This window comes from Roseibium alexandrii DFL-11 (assembly GCF_000158095.2).
GTDB classification, from domain to species: Bacteria; Pseudomonadota; Alphaproteobacteria; order Rhizobiales; family Stappiaceae; genus Roseibium; species Roseibium alexandrii.
In genome coordinates this window covers 3,812,977-3,834,589 of sequence record NZ_CM011002.1, presented here as the reverse complement: position 1 = coordinate 3,834,589, position 21,613 = coordinate 3,812,977, and the positions used below count along the sequence as shown (strand labels likewise).

The 21,613-nt window shown below is 57.3% G+C and carries 19 protein-coding genes; 7 read left to right on the top strand and 12 right to left on the bottom strand.

Going from position 1 to position 21,613, the window contains the following annotated elements; genetic code table 11:
• Positions 1-8: 8 nt before the first annotated feature.
• Positions 9-530, top strand: a complete 522-nt coding sequence (locus SADFL11_RS17545) for a DUF2244 domain-containing protein (protein ID WP_008196770.1) — start codon at positions 9-11, stop codon at positions 528-530.
• Here the strand turns inward: SADFL11_RS17545 and SADFL11_RS17540 are convergent.
• Complete coding sequence (locus SADFL11_RS17540) at positions 527-1,726, bottom strand: MFS transporter (RefSeq protein WP_209002643.1); 1,200 nt, start codon at positions 1,724-1,726, stop codon at positions 527-529. The two genes, SADFL11_RS17545 and SADFL11_RS17540, sit on opposite strands and share 4 nt — an antisense overlap.
• A gap of 264 nt (positions 1,727-1,990) precedes the next feature.
• On the opposite strand from SADFL11_RS17540, the gene SADFL11_RS17535 reads away from it, so the two are divergent.
• Positions 1,991-3,265: a hypothetical protein gene (locus tag SADFL11_RS17535; protein WP_008195552.1), complete on the top strand. Its 1,275-nt coding sequence runs from the start codon at positions 1,991-1,993 to the stop codon at positions 3,263-3,265.
• A 289-nt stretch (positions 3,266-3,554) separates the two neighbouring features.
• Here the strand turns inward: SADFL11_RS17535 and SADFL11_RS17530 are convergent, their stop codons facing one another.
• Together SADFL11_RS17530 and mutS are read right to left on the bottom strand one after the other, a co-directional pair.
• Positions 3,555-4,208, bottom strand: a complete 654-nt coding sequence (locus SADFL11_RS17530; RefSeq protein ID WP_008191525.1) for a hypothetical protein — start codon at positions 4,206-4,208, stop codon at positions 3,555-3,557.
• A gap of 282 nt (positions 4,209-4,490) precedes the next feature.
• Entirely contained in the window at positions 4,491-7,211 is a 2,721-nt protein-coding gene (mutS, locus tag SADFL11_RS17525; protein ID WP_008194110.1) for a DNA mismatch repair protein MutS, read from the bottom strand.
• A 239-nt stretch (positions 7,212-7,450) separates the two neighbouring features.
• Between mutS and SADFL11_RS17520 the strand changes: the two genes are divergently transcribed.
• Positions 7,451-9,733, top strand: a complete 2,283-nt coding sequence (locus SADFL11_RS17520) for an NADP-dependent malic enzyme (protein ID WP_008191252.1) — start codon at positions 7,451-7,453, stop codon at positions 9,731-9,733.
• A 78-nt stretch (positions 9,734-9,811) separates the two neighbouring features.
• On the opposite strand, the gene secB is transcribed toward SADFL11_RS17520, so the two are convergent.
• Positions 9,812-10,315 carry a protein-export chaperone SecB gene (gene secB / locus SADFL11_RS17515; RefSeq protein WP_008190507.1) on the bottom strand — a complete coding sequence of 168 codons (504 nt, stop codon included), beginning with the start codon at positions 10,313-10,315 and terminating at the stop codon, positions 9,812-9,814.
• Between the two features lie 186 nt (positions 10,316-10,501).
• Between secB and SADFL11_RS17510 the strand changes: the two genes are divergently transcribed.
• The 4 genes from SADFL11_RS17510 (at position 10,502) to SADFL11_RS17495 (ending at position 16,299) form a co-directional block, all read left to right on the top strand.
• Positions 10,502-11,827: an ActS/PrrB/RegB family redox-sensitive histidine kinase gene (locus SADFL11_RS17510; RefSeq protein WP_008191802.1), complete on the top strand. Its 1,326-nt coding sequence runs from the start codon at positions 10,502-10,504 to the stop codon at positions 11,825-11,827.
• Positions 11,828-11,926: 99 nt separating this feature from the next.
• A complete protein-coding gene (locus SADFL11_RS17505) occupies positions 11,927-12,484 on the top strand; it encodes an ActR/PrrA/RegA family redox response regulator transcription factor (protein ID WP_008189998.1) in 558 nt (185 codons plus the stop codon).
• A 139-nt stretch (positions 12,485-12,623) separates the two neighbouring features.
• Positions 12,624-14,426: a VHL beta domain-containing protein gene (locus tag SADFL11_RS17500; protein ID WP_008194625.1), complete on the top strand. Its 1,803-nt coding sequence runs from the start codon at positions 12,624-12,626 to the stop codon at positions 14,424-14,426.
• A gap of 184 nt (positions 14,427-14,610) precedes the next feature.
• Positions 14,611-16,299 (top strand): methyl-accepting chemotaxis protein, encoded by a 1,689-nt coding sequence (locus tag SADFL11_RS17495; RefSeq protein ID WP_040451202.1) that lies wholly within the window; start codon positions 14,611-14,613, stop codon positions 16,297-16,299.
• 88 nt (positions 16,300-16,387) lie between these two features.
• Here SADFL11_RS17495 and coaA read toward each other — a convergent pair whose 3' ends face one another.
• The 8 genes from coaA to hisB are packed head-to-tail and all read right to left on the bottom strand — an operon-like array spanning position 16,388 to position 21,373.
• Positions 16,388-17,353 carry a type I pantothenate kinase gene (gene coaA, locus SADFL11_RS17490; RefSeq protein WP_040452670.1) on the bottom strand — a complete coding sequence of 322 codons (966 nt, stop codon included), beginning with the start codon at positions 17,351-17,353 and terminating at the stop codon, positions 16,388-16,390.
• A 50-nt stretch (positions 17,354-17,403) separates the two neighbouring features.
• Entirely contained in the window at positions 17,404-17,727 is a 324-nt protein-coding gene (locus tag SADFL11_RS17485) for a phosphoribosyl-ATP diphosphatase (protein WP_008193713.1), read from the bottom strand.
• 35 nt (positions 17,728-17,762) lie between these two features.
• Positions 17,763-18,542: an imidazole glycerol phosphate synthase subunit HisF gene (hisF, locus tag SADFL11_RS17480; protein WP_008193392.1), complete on the bottom strand. Its 780-nt coding sequence runs from the start codon at positions 18,540-18,542 to the stop codon at positions 17,763-17,765.
• A 5-nt stretch (positions 18,543-18,547) separates the two neighbouring features.
• The gene (hisA, locus tag SADFL11_RS17475) at positions 18,548-19,282 is read right to left on the bottom strand and encodes a 1-(5-phosphoribosyl)-5-[(5-phosphoribosylamino)methylideneamino]imidazole-4-carboxamide isomerase (protein ID WP_008193095.1); all 735 of its coding nucleotides are present in this window, start codon (positions 19,280-19,282) and stop codon (positions 18,548-18,550) included.
• Positions 19,283-19,288: 6 nt separating this feature from the next.
• Positions 19,289-19,576 carry a DUF1330 domain-containing protein gene (locus tag SADFL11_RS17470; RefSeq protein ID WP_008193989.1) on the bottom strand — a complete coding sequence of 96 codons (288 nt, stop codon included), beginning with the start codon at positions 19,574-19,576 and terminating at the stop codon, positions 19,289-19,291.
• A gap of 19 nt (positions 19,577-19,595) precedes the next feature.
• Positions 19,596-20,249, bottom strand: coding sequence for an imidazole glycerol phosphate synthase subunit HisH (gene hisH, locus SADFL11_RS17465; protein ID WP_008195236.1), 654 nt, complete (start codon positions 20,247-20,249; stop codon positions 19,596-19,598).
• Positions 20,246-20,749: a DUF2628 domain-containing protein gene (locus tag SADFL11_RS17460; RefSeq protein ID WP_040451203.1), complete on the bottom strand. Its 504-nt coding sequence runs from the start codon at positions 20,747-20,749 to the stop codon at positions 20,246-20,248. The genes hisH and SADFL11_RS17460 overlap by 4 nt, the downstream gene beginning before the upstream one ends.
• A 30-nt stretch (positions 20,750-20,779) precedes the next feature.
• Entirely contained in the window at positions 20,780-21,373 is a 594-nt protein-coding gene (hisB, locus tag SADFL11_RS17455; RefSeq protein WP_008194288.1) for an imidazoleglycerol-phosphate dehydratase HisB, read from the bottom strand.
• Positions 21,374-21,613: the final 240 nt, after the last annotated feature.

Below are 21,613 nucleotides of genomic sequence, written 5' to 3'. Positions count from 1 at the left end.
CCTCTCCCATGAGCGGGAACAATTCAGATCAGAGCCGTTTTGACAATACGGAAAGCGAAGACCGGCCGTTTTTTACAGCTGTTCTGACGCCCTACCGGTCGCTTGGGCCAAACGGGTTCCTGATCCTCATGTTCTGTCTGGGCCTTATCAGTTTTGTTGCCGGTGCCGTGTTCTGGAGCATGGGGGCCTGGCCGGTGTTTGGGTTCTTTGGCCTCGACATGGCTTTGATCTGGTTGGCGTTCCGGTTGAATTACGCCTCCGCGCGGCAGTTTGAAGAAATTCGCCTGTCCCGTTATGAAATCCTTGTCCGCAAGGTCGGTCCTGGCAAACGGAATCTTGAATACCGGTTTAATCCGATGTGGGTGCGCTTGTCCGTCGACAAGATTGAGGACGAAGGTGTGACCAAGATCTCTCTCACCAGCCGAGGAGAGACCGTTGACCTCGGCAATTTCTTAAACCCGGAAGACCGCACGAGCTTTGCTGGCGCTATGACAAATGCCCTTGCAACAGCGAAAGCCGGCGGCGTTTAGAAGGCACCTCGAACCGGCTTTGTTTCCGGAGAGGGCCTCAACCGGGCGGTGGCGAGCAAAACGGCCATTCCTGCCAAAGATACTGCCGAGGCGACAAACAGCACAGCGCGATAATCGACAGCCGAGGCGATGAAACCCATTGAAACGCTGCCGATCATACCGCCTAAAAACAGGCTGTTCATGTAAACCGCTGTCGCTCGTCCGGGCCGGTCAGGTGCGAAGCTCTGCACGAATGTAATCGCCACCCCGGCGAAGAGGCCATAATGAACGCCTTCCAAAACAGCGACCGCCGCGACCTGCCAGACTTCAGTCACCTGCGCAAACAACAACATGTCGATGCCTGCAAGACCTGCTGAAAAGAGCAGAATCGTACGGACACCAAACCGTTCTGCCAGGCGGACGGATGCCAGAATGATGATGACCTCCAGAAGGCATTTCACCGACAGCGACAAACCGGGTGTAAATCCAGGCAGGCCGACTTGATCGATGAAGTAAAGCGGCATCACTGAGACAAACAGGGAATTGGTAATGACGAAGGTAAGGCAGATCACCCCCGCCATTATAAGACCCCAGTTGATGGGATCCTTGTCGGTGGATGACGTGTCTTTGGGCGGCGCACGAAAGCCTTTCGGCATCACGACATGCCACAACACGAGATACACCAGACCGAGCCCAAAGGCGCTGATAAAGGCAGCCTGACAGCCGAACTGTGCTGCGATCGAAAACGCGGCTGCCGGGCCTATCATCCAGGCAAGCGAAACCGACATGCGCAGCCAGGAATTCATTCTGCCGATATCGACACCGGCCCGATCTGCATAAAGGCGGCCGTAGGTGAAGATGATCCCCGAGCCCATGTTGGAAAGGCTCATCAAGGGGGCGACGAGTGCCAGCAAAAGCCAGAGTTCTGTTGTCTGTGTCAGGAGACCGGCAACGGCAAGGAAGGCGATTACGGCAATAAAAAGCTGCGGACGGACCAACACTCCCCGGTCCAGCCGTTCGCCGGCCCATCGGTTGGTCAGCAAGGTGAGCGGTGCCACAAGTCCGGTGTAGAGCCCGATTTGCCATGGATCTGCGCCCAGCCCATCGACGATGAAATATCCCATCATCGGGACGAGCGACGACACACACATACTGTTGGTCAGCTGCAGCGCAATGATCAGCATTGCTTGCCGCGGCAAAAATCTGGAACGGGACACGAAATCGCCTTTGGGAGGGTCAGGCATCTGGAAAGATGTTGAAACCGTACCCCGGCACGCCTGAGGTGTCATCAGGCAAAATACAATTTTACTCCAATACTGGCTTGGAGGCGCTCAACGAAGAGTTCCCGTGAGCAGTCGGCAATTTTTGCCCAGTCATCAGGTGCCCTGTGCATATCGGAAAACGAGCTTGGTCGGTCCGTTGCCGTTTTTTGAACGGTTCCGCAAGGTTTTCATCTGTGCAGATGCGCTTGAGAGAGCAACATGGCCATGATGGAAAACTTGGCGGGCCAGCAGAAACAGCTCGCGTTGGATGAAAAACCGGAGCGGACGCTTCCGCCCACCTATGCAAGTTACGACTGGATCAGCGAAGGTCTGGCGGAACGGTCGGGCGAAAACGCGATCATCTACGCTTATTGGGATCAGCCGTTCGGCTGCAAGGTCCAGCGACAGAACCGGGAACCGGAAGACTTCCTTCCCGATTGGCCGGTTCTCGATGCTCCGGATTATGGCCGGAAAGCGGAACTCAAAAGTGTCCTCTCCCATCATCCCAAGACCCTTGGAACCGGGATTGCGGCCGGACCGGGCGTGGACAAGGCGTTTCAGGATTACATAGCGACCCTGCCGCTGAGCCTGACCCGGCTCTCCGCACCGTTCGGGGCCCAGCAATGGCTGCTCTTGGATCTCTTCCGCCGTGCGCCGGGCCTGTGGCGCAAGGTCCATCAGCAAACCGGACTTGGACGGCTTGGAACGTTATCGCTGACGCTCGAACTCTTTTGCGCTGCCGGACGTACGCGTCCGCAACAACGCCAGCAACTCGCAACAGCCCTTAACGAAACAACACGTGAAGTCGTACTCACCCGGTATCTTGGCCAAACGCCGGAACCGTCTCTCCTTGCGCTACTGGAACAGGTTCCGCCTGGCTCCGGCATTCTGGAACATCGGGCCCTCAAGGCCGCGCTCAACCAGAAAAGCGAATCCCAGGATTTGAAAGATCTGGTCCGCATGAAGGACGAGATGACTGACAGGATCCTGAAACAGACCGACTGGCCTGAGACGCTGCAAATCCGCGTGCTTTTGGACCAAGGTCTCTCCTTCGCCCGCATTCTGCATATCGTTCAGTCGGGTTTAAGAAACCTGACCGAGGCTGAGCGTGCCGGTGCCCTGAAGGCGTTAAAACTGATTGCCTCGCCCCAGAAACTGCAATGGTGGCTGGCACACTGGACAATGCTGGCGGGCCGAAGCCGGGAGGTTCCCCCGCCGCCCATTCCGGCAACGTCCCTGTTGTCTCCCCTGCAGACACTTTCTGCGATTGAGGAGGAAAACAGGCGTATGCGGAACGGCATCGCGCGGTATGTTCAGAACGTTCTGGCGGGAGATCTTTATTTCTATCACTGGGACGGCCACCCGGCAGCCACCCTCTGCCTTGCCGTTTCCGGCAATGGCGACTGGACCTTACTTGAGGCGCTGGGCGAGGACGGCGTCCCGATCCACGAAGAGGCTCTGGCCGAGATTTTGTCGGCGGTTCAGGCGGGATAGGAGGACTGTTGGATTTGATCGGTCTGCGAGATTTTCGCCGTGCCCACCAGATCAGCCACAGTCCGTGACCGTTTGTTCTGTGGTCATCCCCGCCCCGAGCGGGGATCCACTCGCAAACCCGCTTGCTGCAGATTTTGAGTGCAATTCAAGGGCGCTCTGCAAACGAGTGGATCCCCGGTCTTCGTGTCACTGCGCCGGGGATGACGTCCGAGTGTATAGCAACTATGTGCTCAATCTTACTTTTTGGAGATACCCGGAAAATCATGAGCAATCCGGACCAACATATTCCTCAATCAACGGCAACCGAACACCGCGTAAGCATCCAGTCCTTGGACAGCTTGCCGGAATCCAGAGCCTTTTTGAGGCGGTCGCTGATAAAGAAGTTGTCGATTATTGTCGGGTCAAACCACAGGTCTGGCCCATTGAGCACGATATCCGCGAACCATAGCTCAGTGTCTTTCTGGGGAAGCAAGGGAACAAGCCATTTTCCGTGACTAATGTCTTTTGCGCCTAGCGATTGCTCGGGCAAGAATGCGTCTTTTTTACTCGCGACATTCAGATAGAAATGGCGTCCAGGCATTGGGGTAATTCGGTCCGAGCGCCAAAGGCGGGTCGGATAGAGCGCGCCGTCCCCCAGATCGAACTGGCCAACAACATCCGCACTCTCTTCGGAGAGGAAAGTGAACCCGCTGGAGAAAATCTGTGGCACGGATTGTTTGTCTGTAGCCGGATAATTATCCGGCCGGGGATAATTGTCCTTCGGAAATTGGTCTTTCGAGAGTTGCCAGCCAATTTTGCTTTGCCTGATAGCCTTAAGGATTTCTTCCGCACGTATTTTGTTATCCTCGAACAACTCTGCGGGCTGCCATCCGCGGCTGTTTGCATCAGATAAATGGCCCCGAACCATCCAGATGATGTCGTCAGCTTCGCTCTGTTTCGTCATGGTCCTAGTCGGTGCTTCCCTTAAAAATCATAAGAAATCGCAAAAGAAGAGTTTACGGATGCAACTCTACCAAAGATGCAGCTGTAAAGGCTCGTGCCGTGCCTCTCTCTCCGTCGTCATTACCCGGCTTGACCGGGTAATCCATGCCGTGGCCTTGCCACAAGCGCGGCTGATCGGATGGCCACGAAGCGGCATGGATTGCCGGATCACGTCCGGCAATAATGGATGGAGGTGATGGGGGTGAATCCTGTGTCTTGAGGATTGCTGCGGGTACTTCCGCACCTACCCCTGTTTGACCTGCAATCCCTTCAGTTTGTAAAGCGCTTCCAAAGCTTCGCGCGGGGTCATGTCGTCGGGGTTGAACTCGCCGAGCGCTTCGTGGATTGGATCGGCCTCTCGCGCGGCGGCCGGGGCGCTGGGCGGTGGGGCGAGGGTTGCAAAGAGCGGCAGCTCGTCGATCAGATTTTGTGACGGTGCGTTGCGGTCCTGTTCTTCCAGCTGCGAAAGCACTTGCTTGGAGCGCTCAACCACCGTTGCCGGAAGACCGGCGAGCTTGGCGACCTGAATGCCGTAGGACCGGTCGGCGGCGCCCGGCACGATCTCGTGCAGGAAGATTACCTCGCCGTTCCATTCCTTCACCGACACTGTGGCGTTCGACAGCCGCTCCAGTTTGGCCGAAAGCGCGGTGAGTTCGTGATAGTGGGTCGCGAACAGCGCCCGGGATCTGTTGACCTCATGCAGGTGTTCGATGGTCGCCCAGGCGATGGAAAGCCCGTCGAAGGTCGCCGTGCCCCGGCCAATTTCATCCAGAATGACCAGTGAGCGGTCGCCCGCCTGATTGAGGATCGCGGCGGTTTCCACCATCTCGACCATGAAGGTTGACCGCCCGCGTGCCAGGTCATCCGCCGCGCCGACCCGGGAAAACAGCCGGTCGACAATGCCGATATGCGCAGAGGCTGCCGGAACGAAGGAGCCCATCTGGGCGAGGACGGCGATCAGCGCGTTCTGGCGCAGGAAGGTCGATTTACCGGCCATGTTCGGACCGGTGATCAGCCAGATATGGCCGATGTCTTCATCCGCTTCCGGCCCGAGATTGGCATCATTGGCAACGAAACTTTCCCCGCCCGCTTTTTTTAGTGCAACTTCAACCACCGGATGGCGGGCGGCTTTAATGTCAAAGGCGCGGCTGTCATCAACAAGTGGACGGGCATAGTTTTCATCCTGGGCAAGTTTGGCCAAAGCAGCCGACACATCCAGAATGCTGAGGCCCTGCGCGGCGGCCTTGATCGCATCGCCGGCATCGATGATGGCCTGGGATAGGCGTTCAAAAATTTCGAGCTCGATTGCGAGGGATCGCTCCCCGGCACTGGCGATCTTGGATTCCAGATCGGCCAGTTCCGTTGTGGTGAAGCGCATGGCGCCCGCCATGGTCTGCCGGTGGATGAACCGTCCCGGATCTGCCGTCAGCTTTTCGGTTTGTGCTGTTGGCGCCTCGATGAACCAGCCGAGTACGTTGTTGTGTTTGATCTTTAAAGAGCGCAGGCCGAGTTCTTCCGCATAGTCGGCCTGAAGTTTGGCAATCACCTTGCGGCTTTCATCGCGCAGCGCCCGCAATTCATCGAGGTCGGCGTTGTATCCGGTCGCAACGAAGTTGCCGTCGCGTTTCAAAAGGGGTGGCTCTTCCTTGATGGCGGCCACCAGCTCAGCTCCCAGTTCGTGCGGGGCCTGATCGAGGCTCGAGCGCGCCGCTGCGATTTCTGGCGGGATCTCAGACGGTGTCGTACCGGTCTGGTCCAGAACGGCGCGTGCTGCGGCCAACCCTTGCGCGATTGACAGGATATCGCGCGGGCCTCCGCGATTCAGCGCAATCCGGGACAAGGCGCGGGCCATATCCGGCGCGCCTTTCAAGGTCTGGCGCAGGCCCTCGCGCATGATTTCGTTGTTGAGAAAGAATGCCACCGCATCATGGCGCCGCTGAATGGCATCGACATTGATCAACGGTCCGGCCAACCGGCTCGCCAAAAGGCGGGACCCACCGCCAGTGACGGTCCGATCGATTGTGGACAGCAGCGATCCCTGCTTTTCACCAGACAGTGTGCGGGAGAGTTCGAGGTTGGCGCGGGTTGCAGGGTCGATGAGCATCCGTCCCGCACCGGCCTCGCGCACCGGTGGATCGAGCGGCGGCCGTTCGCCGAGCTGTGTTTTTTCGATGTAGGAGAGAATGCCCGCAGCTGCTGAAAGTTCGGCCCGGCTGAAGGTGCCGAAGCCATCGAGGGTTTTGACGCCAAAATAATGCGCCAGACGGTCGGCGGCCGTCGATCCGTCGAAAAAGGCCCGCGGTACGGGCGACAGAGCCCCGCCCGAGAGCTCTGCAAGCTGGCGGACGTCTTGTTCCTGCAGAAGATTGTCCGCAAGGATCAATTCTCGCGGGGCAACTTGTGCAAGATCGGCCGCAAGGCGCTGGTGATCTGTTTCGGAGACCTGAAACGACCCGGTCGACATGTCGATCCAGGCAAGACCATAGACCGCATCGCCCGCGAGCGATCCGCCCTTCAACCGGGTGAGTGCCATCAGGTAATTGTTGGCTCCGGCATCAAGAAGCCGTTCTTCTGTCAGTGTACCCGGCGTCACCAGACGCACCACATCGCGCCGGACAACGGATTTCGAGCCGCGTTTTTTCGCTTCCGCCGGATCTTCGGTCTGTTCGCAAACGGAGACGCGATGGCCCAGCGCGATCAGTTTTTGCAAATAATCATCTGCGGCATGGACCGGAACGCCGCACATCGGGATATCTTCGCCCTGATGCTTGCCGCGTTTGGTCAGCGTGATGCCCAATGCCCGCGATGCGATTTCAGCATCTTCAAAAAAAAGCTCATAAAAATCGCCCATCCGATAGAATAAAAGACTATCCGGGTTGGCGGTTTTGATTTCGATGAACTGGGCCATCATCGGCGTGACTTTGGTGTCCGCCGGAGCCGGTTTTTGCGCGGTCGTCTGGGTCATCCCCGATACCTAAAACAACGCGCTTTGAAGGGAAAGCTCCCGAAGCGCGGAACCGCGTCATTGGCCGCCGGTAAGAGATGTTTGTTGTGAATAGGCGCTTAGGCGTACCGTTCACACTGCCGTCAGCCTTGATCCGCATAAGGGATTAGATCCTCTGGGTTGAGGCATCAATACTCCGGCGATAAGGTCATACCCCGCCTTTCAGAAGCGCGCCGATAATTTAAGGAAACGCCTGCAAAATGTCCGCCGACAAGACTTCCTCCAAAACATCCGTCAGTTTCACAGATCAGGAAGCCCTGCAGTTTCACCAGCAAGGCCGTCCCGGCAAACTCGAAATCACCCCGACCAAGCCGATGGCGACCCAGCGTGATCTATCGCTCGCCTACTCGCCGGGTGTGGCCGTTCCGGTGCGGGCGATCGCGGAGGATCCGAGCAAGGCATACGACTACACCACCAAGGGCAATCTGGTGGCGGTGATCTCCAACGGGTCCGCCATTCTGGGCCTTGGAAATCTCGGTGCTTTGGCGTCCAAGCCGGTGATGGAGGGCAAGTCGGTTCTGTTCAAGCGGTTCGCCGATGTTGACTCGATCGATCTGGAACTGGACACGCAGGATGTCGATGAGTTCATCAACTCCGTGCGCTACATGGGGCCCTCTTTCGGCGGCATCAATCTGGAAGATATCAAGGCACCGGACTGCTTCATCATCGAGCAGCGTCTGCGCGAATTGATGGACATTCCCGTCTTCCATGACGACCAGCATGGCACGGCGATCATTGCCGCGGCCGGCCTGATCAATGCGCTTCACCTCACCGGAAGGGACATGAAGGACACGAAAGTCGTTTGTAACGGTGCGGGTGCGGCCGGGATCGCCTGTATCGAACTGATCAAGGCGATGGGCATTCCCAACGAGAACGTAACGCTCTGCGATACCAAGGGTGTGATCTATAAGGGCCGCGAAGAGGGCATGAACCAATGGAAGTCGGCTCATGCGGTCGATACCAAGGCCCGTTCGCTGTATGACGCCCTAAAAGGCGCGGATGTTTTCTTTGGCGTGTCAGTGAAAGGCGCGCTGACGCCGGACATGCTGCGCGTGATGGCGCCAAACCCGGTCATCTTCGCCATGGCCAATCCGGATCCGGAAATCACACCGGAGGAAGCCGCAGAAGTACGTGATGATGCAATAGTCGCGACCGGCCGGTCCGATTATCCAAACCAGGTGAACAACGTCCTTGGCTTTCCGTACATCTTCCGTGGGGCGCTGGATGTTCAGGCAATCACGATCAACGACGACATGAAGGTTGCCTGCGCCAACGCCCTGGCCGAGCTTGCGCGCGAGGAAGTGCCGGATGAAGTCGCAGCCGCCTATCGCGGTAATCGGCCGAAGTTCGGTCCGGAATACATCATTCCAGTTCCGTTCGATCCGCGCCTCATTCATGCAATTCCGCCAGCCGTCGCCCAGGCCGCAATGGATTCAGGCGTTGCCCGGCGGCCGATTGTCGACATGGAAGCCTACAAGCATCAGCTCTCGGCACGACGTGACCCGGTCGCCGGCACCTTGCAGCGGATCTTTTCCAAGGTACGCCAGCAACCGAAACGGGTCGTGTTTGCCGAAGGTGAGGAAGAGCCGACCATCCGCGCGGCTACAAGTTTCGTCAGTCAGGGTCTCGGAGAAGCTATCCTCATTGGCCGGGAAGACGAAATCCAGTCCATGGCTGAGCGCGCCGGGATCGACATCAACCGACCAGGCCTCAGTATTCAAAATGCGCGTCTGTCTGACCGGAACGCCGACTATGCGCAATACCTCTATGGCCGTATGCAGCGGCGCGGATACTTGCTGCGGGACTGCCAGCGCATGGTCAACAACGACCGGAATTATTGGGGCGCGATCATGGTGGCGCGCGGTGATGCCGACGCCATGGTGACCGGTCTGACGCGGAACTATTCCGTGGCGCTCGATACGGTCCGGGCAACCATTGATCCAAAACCGGGTCATCGGGTCATCGGTGTCTCCCTGGCGCTCGCTCGCGGGCGCACCGTTCTGGTGGCCGATACGGCCGTGATTGACATGCCGAATTCTGAAGAACTGGCGGATATCGCCGAAGAAGCAGCGCATGTTGCGCGTAAACTCGGCTATGAGCCGCGTGTTGCAATGCTTGCCTATTCCACGTTCGGACACCCGCGTGGTGAACGGTCTGAAAAGGTCATCGAGGCCGTCAAAATCCTCGACCGGCGCCGGGTTGATTTTGAATATGATGGGGAAATGGCTGCTGACGTTGCGCTCGATATGGACCGTATGGCGGCCTACCCGTTCTGCCGTTTGTCCGGACCGGCGAATGTTCTCGTAATGCCGGCCTTCCACTCTGCCTCCATCTCGACAAAGATGCTGCAGGAGCTTGGAGGCGCAACGGTGATCGGCCCGCTTCTGGTCGGGTTTGACAAGTCGATCCAGATTGTTCCGCTGGGGGCCAAGGACAGCGACATCGTCAACATGGCCGCCATCGCCGCGTTCAATGTGACTTAGAACGGGTTCTTACCCGAGCAACAAAAAACCCGCATCGGTGAGGCCGGTGCGGGTTTTGGTCTTTTATGGCGAAAAAGCTCAGTTCGGTTTTTGCTCGCCGGCCTGCTGATCTGCGGCCTGGTTGGCCATGTTCTGGCGGTAAAGCTGCGCAAAATCGATCGGGTCGAGCATCAGCGGCGGGAAACCACCGTTGCGGGTTGCTTCAGACAGAATGTTGCGAGCGAACGGGAACAGCATGCGCGGGCATTCGATCATTACGAACGGGTGCATGTGATCTGAAGGAACGCCAGAGATCTTGAACAGTCCTGCATAGACCAGTTCAACGTTGAACATCACCATGTCCGGGCGTTCTGCCTTGGCATTCAGGGTAAGGATCACCTCGAACTGGTCGTCGCCGACCTGTTGGGCGCCAACATTGACATTGATGTCGAGCTTCGGCTGTTCACCCTGGATCAGGGAGCGCGGTGCATTCGGGTTTTCGAAAGAAAGATCCTTGATGTACTGGCCAAGGATGTTCATGCCCGGTGCAGCATCGGCGCCTTCCGCCTGCGGGGCTGCGCCGCCGTCATTGGTGTCGGTCATCGTTGTATAATTCCGTTGCGCGGTGCTGTTTCAAGGTAAAGGGCGTTGCAGCCCCCACTGGCTGCAGGTCCGCGTCTGCCTACAACCACCATTCCCCGGCTGGCTACCATTTAGAGGGGCCAGACACAAGGGCCGGGTGGGGAATGGCGGCTTGTCAGGCCCGGAAAACCGTATCAAAAGGGACAGATGGCTGATGATCCGACTTCCACCGTCCTCCTGCAACACAGGCATCTGAAACTCGATACGCTGGTTCGCCTTCGCTGGCTGGCGATCGGCGGTCAAACCATCGCTTTGCTCGCAGTCCATGTGGGACTTGGGTATCCATTGCCGGCAGTGCCTGCCTTTGCGCTCGTCGCAATGTCGGCTTGGCTCAATATCTTCTTGAAAATCAGAGCTCCTGCGGTGACGCGCCTATCAGAGCGCGGCGGTGTGATCCAGCTCGGTTACGACATTCTGCAGATGAGCGGACTGCTTTTCCTCACCGGAGGGCTGGGCAATCCCTTTGCGTTTTTGCTGATGGCGCCGGTCATGGTGTCTGCGGCTGGTTTGTCGGCGCGTCACACGGTCCTTTTGGGCGCGTTGGCAACGCTGTGCGCGAGCATTCTTGCGGTCTACCATTTCCCGCTGCCTTGGCCGCTAGGAAATGAGTTCCGTCTGCCCGTGGTCTATTCCGTCGGCATCTGGGTCGCGCTGGTTTTGACGCTTGTGTTCATGGCGATCTATGCCTTTCGCGTTGCCGAGGAAGCCCGTCAGATGGCCGATGCCTTGGCGGCGACAGAACTCGTTTTGGCCCGCGAGCAGCATTTGAATGCTCTGGACGGGCTGGCAACGGCAGCGGCGCACGAACTCGGCACGCCTTTGGCAACGATTTATCTCGTCGCCAAGGAACTCTCCGACGAATTTGATGCCGAAGACCCCCGCGGCGAAGATGTGGCCTTGATCCGATCGCAGGCAGAACGCTGCCGCACGATCCTCAAACAATTGACGAGCCTTTCAAGTGAAGAGGACAAGACTTATCAGAGCATGCCGGTGTCGCAGCTGATTGAAGATGTGATCGATCCGTATCGTGGAACCGGAGTGCCGATCCACCCGGTTCTGGAGGGAGAAGGCACGGAACCCATCGGTACTCGGAACGCTGCGATCCGTTATGGTCTTGGGAACCTCGTTGAAAATGCGATCGATTTTGCCAAGTCCAGTGTTACCGTTTCGGCCGCATGGGACGACAAGACACTGAGCTTGACCATTGAAGACGATGGACCGGGCTTTGCACAGGAGATTCTCAGCAAAATCGGCGACCCTTATGTATCAATTCGTGGCGGAAAATCACGGGGCAAGGGCACGGCCGGCGGCTTGGGGCTTGGGATATTTATTGCCAAAACACTTCTGGAGCGGACGGGTGCCCGGGTTCAGCTTGGCAATCTTGGACCAGGGTCCAGAGGCGCCATGATCCGCGTCAGTTGGCCGCGAGAGGTCTTTGAACGGCATCAAGGAGTGGACGAAACGACCGATTAGCCCCATAACCAGAGAAAATGCAGTTCCGCCTTGGCAATAATTGCCCAAGTTTCATCCAGACGGGCGGTAACCGCGTATAGAAATAAATGGTTGTGCGGTATGACAGATCCGATTGTTTCGATTGAAAGCCTTGAGGACAAGAGCCTCCTCATCGTTGATGACGACAAGCCTTTCCAGCAAAGACTGGCCCGGGCCATGGAAAAACGTGGCTTCAGCACGGAGACGGCTGACGGATTGCAGGATGCCGTCTTCAAAATCAGCCACAATGCTCCTGCGTTTGCAATTGTCGACATGCGCCTGGAAGACGGAAACGGTTTGGATGTCATCCAGCAAATCCGTGCCCGGCGTCCTGATGCCCGCGCCATTATTCTAACCGGATATGGTAACATCGCGACTGCGGTGACCGCGGTGAAAATGGGCGCAATCGACTATCTGGCAAAGCCTGCGGACCCCGATGACATCATCGCTGCTCTGGCACGGAAACCGGAAGACAAGGCTGAACCACCGGAAAATCCGATGTCGGCAGACCGAGTGCGTTGGGAGCATATCCAGCGCGTCTATGAACTGTGTGACCGCAACGTGTCTGAAACCGCACGGCGGCTCAACATGCACCGGCGCACGTTGCAGCGCATTCTTGCAAAGCGCGCTCCCCGGTAAGATCCTGCTATTTGATAAGCTTGCAAGAAACACTGGAGGCTTGCCCTTTCGGTGCCACTTTGCCTAAGTAATCGCTACTGATTATCCCATCGCGCTCTCATGGAGATCGCCAATGCGGCGCCCGGCTGCCAGGACTGACATGTCAATTTTGTTCCGCACAGGTCTTGTGACCTTGCTTGGTCTTGGCGCGCTCGGCGCGATCAATGGTGCAAACGCGCAATCTGCGCCGGAAACCCTGCGCATCAATGTGGAGCCGGCGGAGCCAGGCATCCGGTCCGTTACCCTCAACAAACGCTACCGGCCAATAATCAATCGGGATGACAAGGGCGTTGTGATTGACACGATCGGCAGCAGCAACACGCTGCCTCCTTGCGATATCAAGCTTGAAATCACACTGGAAAACAGCCGGGTTCTGCACAGGGATGCCAACATCTGCAGCGGAAACACTTTGCTTGTCGATGTGACCAGCAACGAAAAGCCGGGTGCCGTTGCACGGGTTGTCGGAGCGGGATCCGGTGTGGCAGCCGGGCCGAGCACCAGTGCTCCTGAGCAGCAAATTACGGCCACGTCTGAAACGCCTCAGTCGAACCAGAACTCTGGATCCCCGGATCCGGTTGATCTTTCTGCGGTGGACACGGGGCCTTCCGGATCCCTGGAGCCTGTGGCCGGGGGGCTGGAGCCACTAGAACAGGTTGAAACGCCAATTTCCGTGCCGGACGGCCAGACTGACACAGCCGCTTTACCGGGCGGTTTGGAAAATCTGGTGCAAGACCGGCTCAATCAGACCGGTAATTCAGGACAAGCCAATACCCAGGCCGTCCTTCTGACCCCATCCGAAGTACGAGAGTGGATCGCCGAGCCGGGCAGCCAACCCGGGGCACTGTCTGTTCTTCAGCACTCAGTGCCGCAAACCGATGACCGGGACTTCCGGGCGCAATGCAGCACGCAGTCCGGCTTTGCTGCGGTGACGTTCCAGCAGGCTCCGGCCGGATTGATCGAAGGCATGCCGCAGACGGTCTCGCTGGTTGCAGGTGATTTTTCCGCAAGCTACAGCGCGTTCGGGTCCTCCAATGTCAATGAAGCCGGTGTATCGCTCCCGCAAGTGACACTGGAGATGACTGATCCCTTGTGGCAGGCGTTGATCCAGCAATCGGAACTGTCGATCACTGTCGAAGGGTTGCCGCCTTACACAGTGTCCTTGAGAGGAAGCGCGAACCCAGTCCGCCTGTTTGTTGCAACATGTGCGGTTCCGCAGCAGATCGTGTCCGACAACGGGCTTGCACCGGGTCAGGATCCGAGCTCGGACCTCGCATGTTCTGAACTGGGCCGTGTCCGCTCTTTAGAAGCTGAAAGGCCGGGTGAAATCATCTTCCGCAACTCAAGCGCTGAAGTGATTGAGGTGAACTGGGTCGACTATCGTGGCGGTGAGCGTCCCTATGCCCGGCTCGAGCCGGGTCAGATCCTGGAGCAGCAAACCTACGTCTCCCACGCATGGACCGTGCGCGGTGCCAACGGCCAATGCCGGGGCATTTATGTGAGCCGCACACCCTATCGCGAAGTGGTTGTTCAAGGGGCGCCGGGCTCTGCGCCTGGCGGCTTTGGAAACACGTTTGATGGCCAGCCAGGGCAATTGCCGGCAGGTCCGGTCCCCCCAGGAAGCGTCGGAGGTTTAAATTCTCCGCAGGCCTATCCGCAGCAGGCGGCGCGCGGCAATGTGGCAGACTATCTATGCACGGCGGGCATTGATCTCAATGTCGTCTTCTCGCCGGATGGTCAGACGGCAACGGTTGCCGAAATGGGATATGGTGCCGTCACCCTTCAGCGTCAGGGAGGAGCGAATACATTTTATTTCGAGGCCCAGGGGCATGTGCTGAAAGGTCAGCTCCAAAACGCCAGCTGGTCACGGCCAGGTTTGCGGGATGTCTTTTGTGCCAGAAGGTGATTACTGTTAAGCTGTGATAGAAAAATAAGCAATCAAAGGTAGTCATTGAGCAGTAACTGCATGTCAGGTAGGTCGATCTACCGATGAATGCCCTTTTTATTTGCGAAAATGCATAACTTTTAAGCCTTTGGTCAGCAGTTCGGTGTTTCTTTCACTCAGGAGTTAAATGAGGGAATCACCTGAAATGTCATTCGCCCGCTGGCCAATCACCTGGAAGATCAGTCTACCGATCGCCACCATTCTTCTTTTCACAATTGCGATCTGTGTCATCAGCTTGAACAGCCTTTATTCGGCTATGTTCGATCAGAAGCTCGCGAAGATTGAAGACATTTCCAACAGCGCAGCAACGATCGCTGCCTACTACCAAGAGCAGGAAGCGTCTGGCGCCATGAGCAAGGAAGATGCTCAGGCCGCCGCGAAGGCCGCTATTGGCGCCATGCGGTTTGAAGGCGAGAACTACGTCTTCGTTTATGACTACGCAGGCAACAACCTTGTTCATCCGAAAGCATCCCTGATCGGCACAAACATGATGGGTTTTGCCGACAAGACAGGTGTGAAGATTGTTGCGGAATTGATCAAGTCCGCGAAAGCCGGCGGAGGGTCTCTGCTCTACTACTGGCCGCGTGCAAACAGCGAAGTCGCGATTGCCAAGTATGGCTGGGGTGCTGGATTTGAGCCATGGGGCTGGATGCTCGGCACCGGTGTTTACATGGATGATCTGGACGCAGCTTATTGGAGCGCTGCAACAGTGATCATCGCATTGGCTGTGATCGGTGCACTCATCGCAATGGGCATTGCAGTCTTTGCCGTTCGCGCAACAGTCGTTCCGCTCACTAAACTCACCGGGAACATGAACCGTCTCGCAGATGGTGAAGTCGACGTTGTCATTGAAGGCGCGGACCGCGGTGACGAAATCGGACAGATGGCCTCGGCAATGGAAGTCTTCGTTAAAAACGAAGGAGCCCGCCGTGACCTGGAAACCCAGCAGGATGTCATCCAGGAAGAAGCCGCTCGTAAGGGTGCTGAAATCCAGCAACTGAGCGCGGAATTTGATCGTCAGATCACCGACATGATGAACATCATCGATTCTTCTGTTCAAAGACTGCAGTCGGCTTCTGCGGACATGACCGGCGTTGCCGCTCAGACCACTGAACAGAGCGGGTTTGTGTCGAATGCATCTTCTCAAGCTGCACACAACGTGGAAACCGTGGCCGCAGCGGCTGAAGAACTGTCCGCATCGGTCAACGAGATTCGCCGTCAGGTGCAGTCTTCCAGTGAGATTGCCGCTAAGGCAGCCAATGAGGCTGCGGCCACCAACCAACGCATGAACGGTTTGTCGGAAGCAGCCGGCCGCATCGGTGAAGTCGTCACCCTCATCCAGGCCATTGCCGAACAGACCAACTTGCTTGCGTTGAATGCAACGATCGAGGCAGCGCGCGCTGGTGAAGCGGGCAAAGGCTTCGCAGTTGTTGCAGCCGAGGTGAAGGAGCTTGCAACTCAAACTTCCAAGGCGACCGAAGAAATCTCAAGCCAGATCACCGCGATCCAGGATGAGACCGGTCATGCGGCAACCGCGATCTCTTCGGTTACTGAGATCATCAACAACATGAACGAGATCGCTTCATCCATCGCATCGTCTGTCGAAGAACAGGGCGCTGCGACCCAGGAAATCGCCACCAATGCGACGGAAGCCTCCCGCAGCACTGTGGAAGTGACGACCAGCATTGAATCGGTCGCCTCAGCTGCGGAGAACACCCGTGACACTGCCGGCAACGTGGAGTCTTCTGCGCAGCAGCTGGAACAAAACGCCACCATGTTGCGGGATCAGGTTGCAAACTTCTTGAGCGAAGTCCGCCAGCGCTCCGCCGCTTAAGTCCAAGCGAACTGCAAATCAAAAACCCGCGGAGTATTCTACTCCGCGGGTTTTCTTTTGAGCATCTGCTATCTGCGCAAAGCGCTCATCAGATCTTGCGCAGCGCGACTTTTGAGATCCGGTGGCTGGAGTTCTTGGTCAGGATCAAATCGGCGCGTGGCCGGGTCGGCAGGATGTTTTCCCGAAGGTTTACCAGGTTGATGTTCGACCAGATCGTGTTTGCGGTCTCCACGGCCTCTTTGTCCGTGATGCGTGAAAACTTGTGAAAATACGACCCCGGATCGCGGAAGGCGGTTTCCCGAAGGTGCATGAACCGGTCCACGTACCATTGCCGCAGCAGTTCTTCATCTGCGTCCATATATACGGAGAAATCAAAGAAATCCGAGACGAAAGGAACTGCCCGCCCGTCCCGTGGCAATTCACGTGTTTGCAGGACGTTCAATCCCTCAACAATCAAAATGTCCGGTTTGTCGACGGTCACCGCGTGACCCGGCATCACATCATAATAGAAGTGCGAATAAACCGGTGCGCGAACATGGCGTTTGCCAGCCTTGATATCTGACAGGAACTTTAAAAGGCGCGGCCGGTCGAAGCTCTCCGGGAACCCTTTTTTGGACATCAGGCCTTCGGATTCCAGGATGGCGTTCGGGAAAAGAAATCCGTCCGTTGTAATTAGATCCACTTTGGGGCTAGCAGGCCAGCGCGCCAGAAGTTCCCGCAAGACACGGCTTGTGGTCGACTTGCCGACCGAAACGGAGCCTGCAACGCCGATAATGAACGGGGTTTTGCCATCCCGCGTGCCGAGAAAGTCCTGGGTTGCCTGGTGAAGACCAACGGTCGATTCGGCGTAAAAGGCCAAGAGGCGCGAGAGTGGCAGATAGATCGCTTCCACCTGCTCCATAGAGATTGGCGCATTCAGACCCTGCAGCTGGGCGACTTCCTTTGCAGTCAGGGTCATTGGCGTGTCAGCCCGCAGCCGAGACCACTGGCGTTCGGTGAACACCCTATAAGGTGACAAATCCATGTCGAGCGCTGTCGCGACTTTCTGATCCATGGTGCCTTCGTCCCCGCTGCAGTGGCCGGTTGGCATCAGCCTATCAGGATCTATTCCTGTTGGCGGGATGCTTTTTCTTCAAGACCGGTTTGTCCCGTGCGCCCGGCAAGCTCTGCCATGACATCATCCAGCGGAACATTTAAGACATTCAGAACCACCAGCAGATGATAGAGAAGATCTGCAGCTTCCGACGTCAGTTCCTTCCGGTCTTCCTGGACGGCCGCAATCGCCGCCTCCACTGCTTCTTCCCCCAGTTTTTGAGCGCATTTGGCAACGCCCTTGTCGATCAGCGTGCGCGTATAGGACATCTCATCCGAGCTCTGCGCGCGCGCCGCAATAATGGCGTCGAGGTCTTCCAGTGTGAACTTCGTCATTGGTCTATGTCCTTGCGGCAGCTCAAATGCGGCAATCAGCCGTCCATCCGCATTGCGACACCGGCATCTGCCATGTGCTGTTTGGCTTCATGAATGGTGTATTCGCCGAAATGGAAAATGGATGCAGCAAGTACTGCGGTCGCGTGACCGTCCCGGATGCCTTCCACCATGTGATCCAGAGTGCCGACACCACCGGAGGCAATCACCGGCACAGGGACAGCGTCGGCAATCGCTCGGGTCAGCGCCAGATTGTAGCCGGACTTGGTACCGTCGCGGTCCATCGAGGTCACCAGCAGCTCGCCTGCGCCGAGGGCAACCACTTTCTTGGCAAACTCGATGGCATCAATCCCAGTCGGGGTGCGGCCGCCATGGGTGAAGATCTCGAATTTGTCTGGCTCACCCGGTTCATTGATCTGCTTTGCGTCGATGGAGACGACAATGCACTGAGCGCCAAATTTCTCGGCGGCTTCCTTCACGAATTCCGGATTTTTGACCGCAGCCGTGTTGATCGAAACCTTGTCCGCTCCGGCGATCAGAAGCTTGCGGATGTCTTCCACGGTGCGCACACCGCCGCCGACAGTCACCGGCATGAAGCACGCCTCTGCGGTTCGCCGGACAACGTCATAAATCGTGTCCCGGCCTTCATGGCTTGCCGTAATATCCAGAAAGCAAAGCTCGTCCGCCCCGGCCGCGTCATAGGCCTTGGCCGCTTCCACCGGATCTCCAGCATCTACCAGATCCACGAAATTGACGCCCTTGACGACACGGCCGTCTTTCACGTCCAGGCAGGGAATGACACGGGATTTGAGGGTCATGATTTTCAGCTCCGGCTGGCGCGGATCAGATCCATCGCCTCCTTGGGATCAAGACGGCCATCATAGAGTGCGCGGCCGGAGATTGCCCCTTCCAGAATGGCGCAATCCGGCTCCAGAAGACGGTGAATGTCGTCGATCGACGCAAGGCCGCCCGAAGCAATCACCGGAATGGAGACGGCCTTTGCAAGCTCCAGGGTCGACGGGATATTAAGGCCCTTCAAGATGCCGTCCCGGTCGATATCCGTGTAGATGATAGCCGAAACGCCGGCATCCTCGAACTGCTTTGCCAAGTTGACAGCTGTTAGTTCAGATGTTTCCGCCCAGCCTTCAACGGCGACATAGCCGCCCTTGGCATCAATTCCGACGGCAACCTTGCCAGGAAATTTTTTGCAAGCTTCCTTCACCAGATCCGGGTCGCGCACGGCGACCGTGCCAAGAATGACCCGCGAGATACCCTTCTCCAGCCAGGCTTCGATGTGCTCCAGGGTCCGGATCCCGCCGCCCAGCTGAACCGGGTTTTTCGTAGACGCCAGAATGGCATCGACCGCGGCACCGTTGACGCTTTCACCGGCAAAGGCGCCGTTTAGATCGACCACATGGAGCCACTTGAACCCCTGGTCCTCGAAGGCTTTGGCTTGAGCGGCCGGGTCGTCATTGAACACAGTCGCCTGATCCATGTCGCCAAGCTTGAGGCGCACACACTGGCCGTCTTTCAGGTCGATGGCGGGAAACAGGATCATCTTGTCTTACATTCCTTCCACGATGACGATCTCGCCATCGGCTACTTTCTGGCGGATCTTGACCGCTTCCTGATATTCCGGCGAGTTATAGCAATCGACCGCGTGTTGGAAGCTTGGAAATTCAATTATGACGTTCCGGGCGCGGCCTTGGCCTTCGATGGCGTCGGTTTTGCCTCCACGGGCGAGGAAATTCGCGCCGAAGCGTTCAAACGCAGGCTTTGCCGTTTCCACGTATGCCGGATAGCCATCCGGATCCCGTACGTCGACCCGTGCAACCCAATATCCCTTGGCCATTGTTTTCTCCCCGTTTTGTTTAAGGTGTCCAGTCCAGAAAATTGGCGATCAGCTCAAGGCCGAGCCGCTGGCTTTTTTCCGGGTGGAACTGTGTACCGATCATGTTGTCTCTGGCGACCATTGCCGTGAACGTTCCGGCATAATCGAAAGTTGCCAGCCGGTCCGCGTCGTTGGCGCAGGAAAAATGATAAGAGTGCACGAAATAGGCATGCAGACCGTTCGGTCCGGTTTCGATCCCCTTGAAAACTGGGTGGCTATCGGAGCTTACATCGATGGTGTTCCAGCCCATGTGCGGGATTTTGAGGGTCTGATCAGCTGGTTTCATTTCGGTGACATCGCCCGAGATCCAGTCAAAACCGTCGATGGTCTCAAATTCCAGGCCGCGGCTTGCCATCAACTGCATGCCGACACAGATCCCGAAAAACGGCTTGCCCTGTTTGTGAACGGCTTCTTCGAGGGCGTCCGGCATGCCGTCGACCGCCCAAAGGCCGCGTTTACAGTCGGCAAAGGCCCCGACACCGGGCAGCACAATCCGGTCTGCCGCGCGCACCCTGTCTGGATCGGCGGTGACGATCACATCGGGAACATGGGCATGAGCGCGGGCCGCGCGCTCGAATGCCTTTTCGGCCGAGCGCAAATTGCCCGAACCGTAATCGATGATCGCAATTGTCATTGACGGGTCTCCGGACCAAGGGTCAGGCCAACAACTTGCTCGCTTCCGATCCTTGGGATGATCTGATTGGTGGCGGGCTGTTTGGTCTGCTGGTCTCTTGGTGTTGGGGTCTGTTCTTTGTTCATGCGGTTGGCGAAGAAACGGATTTCAGCTTCTTCCTTGCCGTTCCCTTCGGCAACACCGACCATTTGCCATCCCTTGCGCTCCAAGGACCAGCAGCGTAGCGCCTGGGCCTCAAACCCGAAGAGGATGGCAATCGCAAAGGCTGCGATGCCCATTGCGGCCCCGCCCAATGACAGCGCGGCGATCTCGATCACCAGGGTGACAGCCAGATAGCCGAGCAACACCAGCCACATCCGATGAAAAAGGATCCACGGAATGGAAAACAGGAAGGCAAGCGGCGAAAACTTGTCCGGCACGAATTGCATCCGGCCGGTGATTTCCGGGTCGCCATTCAGTGATTCAAATTCGGGCGGTGCCATCACGACATAGCTGGTCATGTGCCGATCCGTTCTTCGAAGTTGTCAGCTTTAGCCGCCGAGCTGGCCTTTGGTGGTCGGGACGCGGTCTGCCTGACGCGGGTCGATCTCCACGGCCTTGCGGAGCGCCCGGGCCACGGCCTTGAAGCAGGTTTCAGCGATATGGTGACAGTTTGATCCATAAAGATTGGCAATGTGAAGCGTCAGACCGCCATTCGTAGCAAATGCGCGGAAGAATTCTTCAAACAGCTCTGTGTCGAAGTCGCCGACCTTGTCGCGGTCAAAGGTTACGTCCCAGACAAGGAAAGGGCGGCCGGACACATCCAGCGCGCAGCGTGTGAGTGCCTCGTCCATGGCAAGGTGCGTGTCCGCGTACCGCGTAATTCCGGCCATATCTCCGATTGCCTTGGACAGGGCCTGACCGAGGGCAATGCCGGTATCTTCGACCGTGTGGTGAAAATCAATATGCGTGTCGCCGTCCGCGCGGACCTTGATGTCGATCAGCGAATGGCGCGCCAGTTGTTCCAGCATATGGTCGAAGAACCCGACGCCGGTCTGGACGTGATAGGCGCCCGTTCCGTCCAGATTGATCTCGACCGAAATTTTGGTTTCCTTGGTGTCGCGCGATACGCTCGCTGTGCGCATGAAAGGCTATCTCCTCTTGAGCCGACAAAGCTGACCGGCGGCGCAGTTGTAGCAGCCTGAACCACTTAAGAAAATAGCTGAAAACACGACCGTTTGCTTCATTTGTGCGCTGCCCGAAAGCGGGTCAGTATTGCCCGTTTGTGACATCGTTTGTGAGGAGAGCTCACAAGGGGCCCACGATATTCGGTAGTGCGGCGATATCCTTGGTGTTAGGTACGGGGAAATTTGCCTCGAGGAGTT

Excerpts from the sequence above, each read along its gene's own strand:
- mutS (WP_008194110.1), bottom strand. The coding sequence starts at position 7,211 with ATGACCCAGACGACCGCGCAAAAACCGGCTCCGGCGGACACCAAAGTC.
- SADFL11_RS17545 (WP_008196770.1), top strand. The coding sequence starts at position 9 with ATGAGCGGGAACAATTCAGATCAGAGCCGTTTTGACAATACGGAAAGC.
- hisB (WP_008194288.1), bottom strand. The coding sequence starts at position 21,373 with ATGCGCACAGCGAGCGTATCGCGCGACACCAAGGAAACCAAAATTTCG.
- SADFL11_RS17520 (WP_008191252.1), top strand. The coding sequence starts at position 7,451 with ATGTCCGCCGACAAGACTTCCTCCAAAACATCCGTCAGTTTCACAGAT.
- hisH (WP_008195236.1), bottom strand. The coding sequence starts at position 20,249 with ATGACAATTGCGATCATCGATTACGGTTCGGGCAATTTGCGCTCGGCC.
- SADFL11_RS17535 (WP_008195552.1), top strand. The coding sequence starts at position 1,991 with ATGGCCATGATGGAAAACTTGGCGGGCCAGCAGAAACAGCTCGCGTTG.
- hisA (WP_008193095.1), bottom strand. The coding sequence starts at position 19,282 with ATGATCCTGTTTCCCGCCATCGACCTGAAAGACGGCCAGTGTGTGCGC.
- SADFL11_RS17530 (WP_008191525.1), bottom strand. The coding sequence starts at position 4,208 with ATGACGAAACAGAGCGAAGCTGACGACATCATCTGGATGGTTCGGGGC.
- secB (WP_008190507.1), bottom strand. The coding sequence starts at position 10,315 with ATGACCGACACCAATGACGGCGGCGCAGCCCCGCAGGCGGAAGGCGCC.
- SADFL11_RS17505 (WP_008189998.1), top strand. The coding sequence starts at position 11,927 with ATGACAGATCCGATTGTTTCGATTGAAAGCCTTGAGGACAAGAGCCTC.
- SADFL11_RS17460 (WP_040451203.1), bottom strand. The coding sequence starts at position 20,749 with ATGACCAGCTATGTCGTGATGGCACCGCCCGAATTTGAATCACTGAAT.
- SADFL11_RS17510 (WP_008191802.1), top strand. The coding sequence starts at position 10,502 with ATGGCTGATGATCCGACTTCCACCGTCCTCCTGCAACACAGGCATCTG.
- coaA (WP_040452670.1), bottom strand. The coding sequence starts at position 17,353 with ATGGATCAGAAAGTCGCGACAGCGCTCGACATGGATTTGTCACCTTAT.
- SADFL11_RS17500 (WP_008194625.1), top strand. The coding sequence starts at position 12,624 with ATGTCAATTTTGTTCCGCACAGGTCTTGTGACCTTGCTTGGTCTTGGC.
- SADFL11_RS17485 (WP_008193713.1), bottom strand. The coding sequence starts at position 17,727 with ATGACGAAGTTCACACTGGAAGACCTCGACGCCATTATTGCGGCGCGC.
- hisF (WP_008193392.1), bottom strand. The coding sequence starts at position 18,542 with ATGACCCTCAAATCCCGTGTCATTCCCTGCCTGGACGTGAAAGACGGC.
- SADFL11_RS17470 (WP_008193989.1), bottom strand. The coding sequence starts at position 19,576 with ATGGCCAAGGGATATTGGGTTGCACGGGTCGACGTACGGGATCCGGAT.
- SADFL11_RS17495 (WP_040451202.1), top strand. The coding sequence starts at position 14,611 with ATGTCATTCGCCCGCTGGCCAATCACCTGGAAGATCAGTCTACCGATC.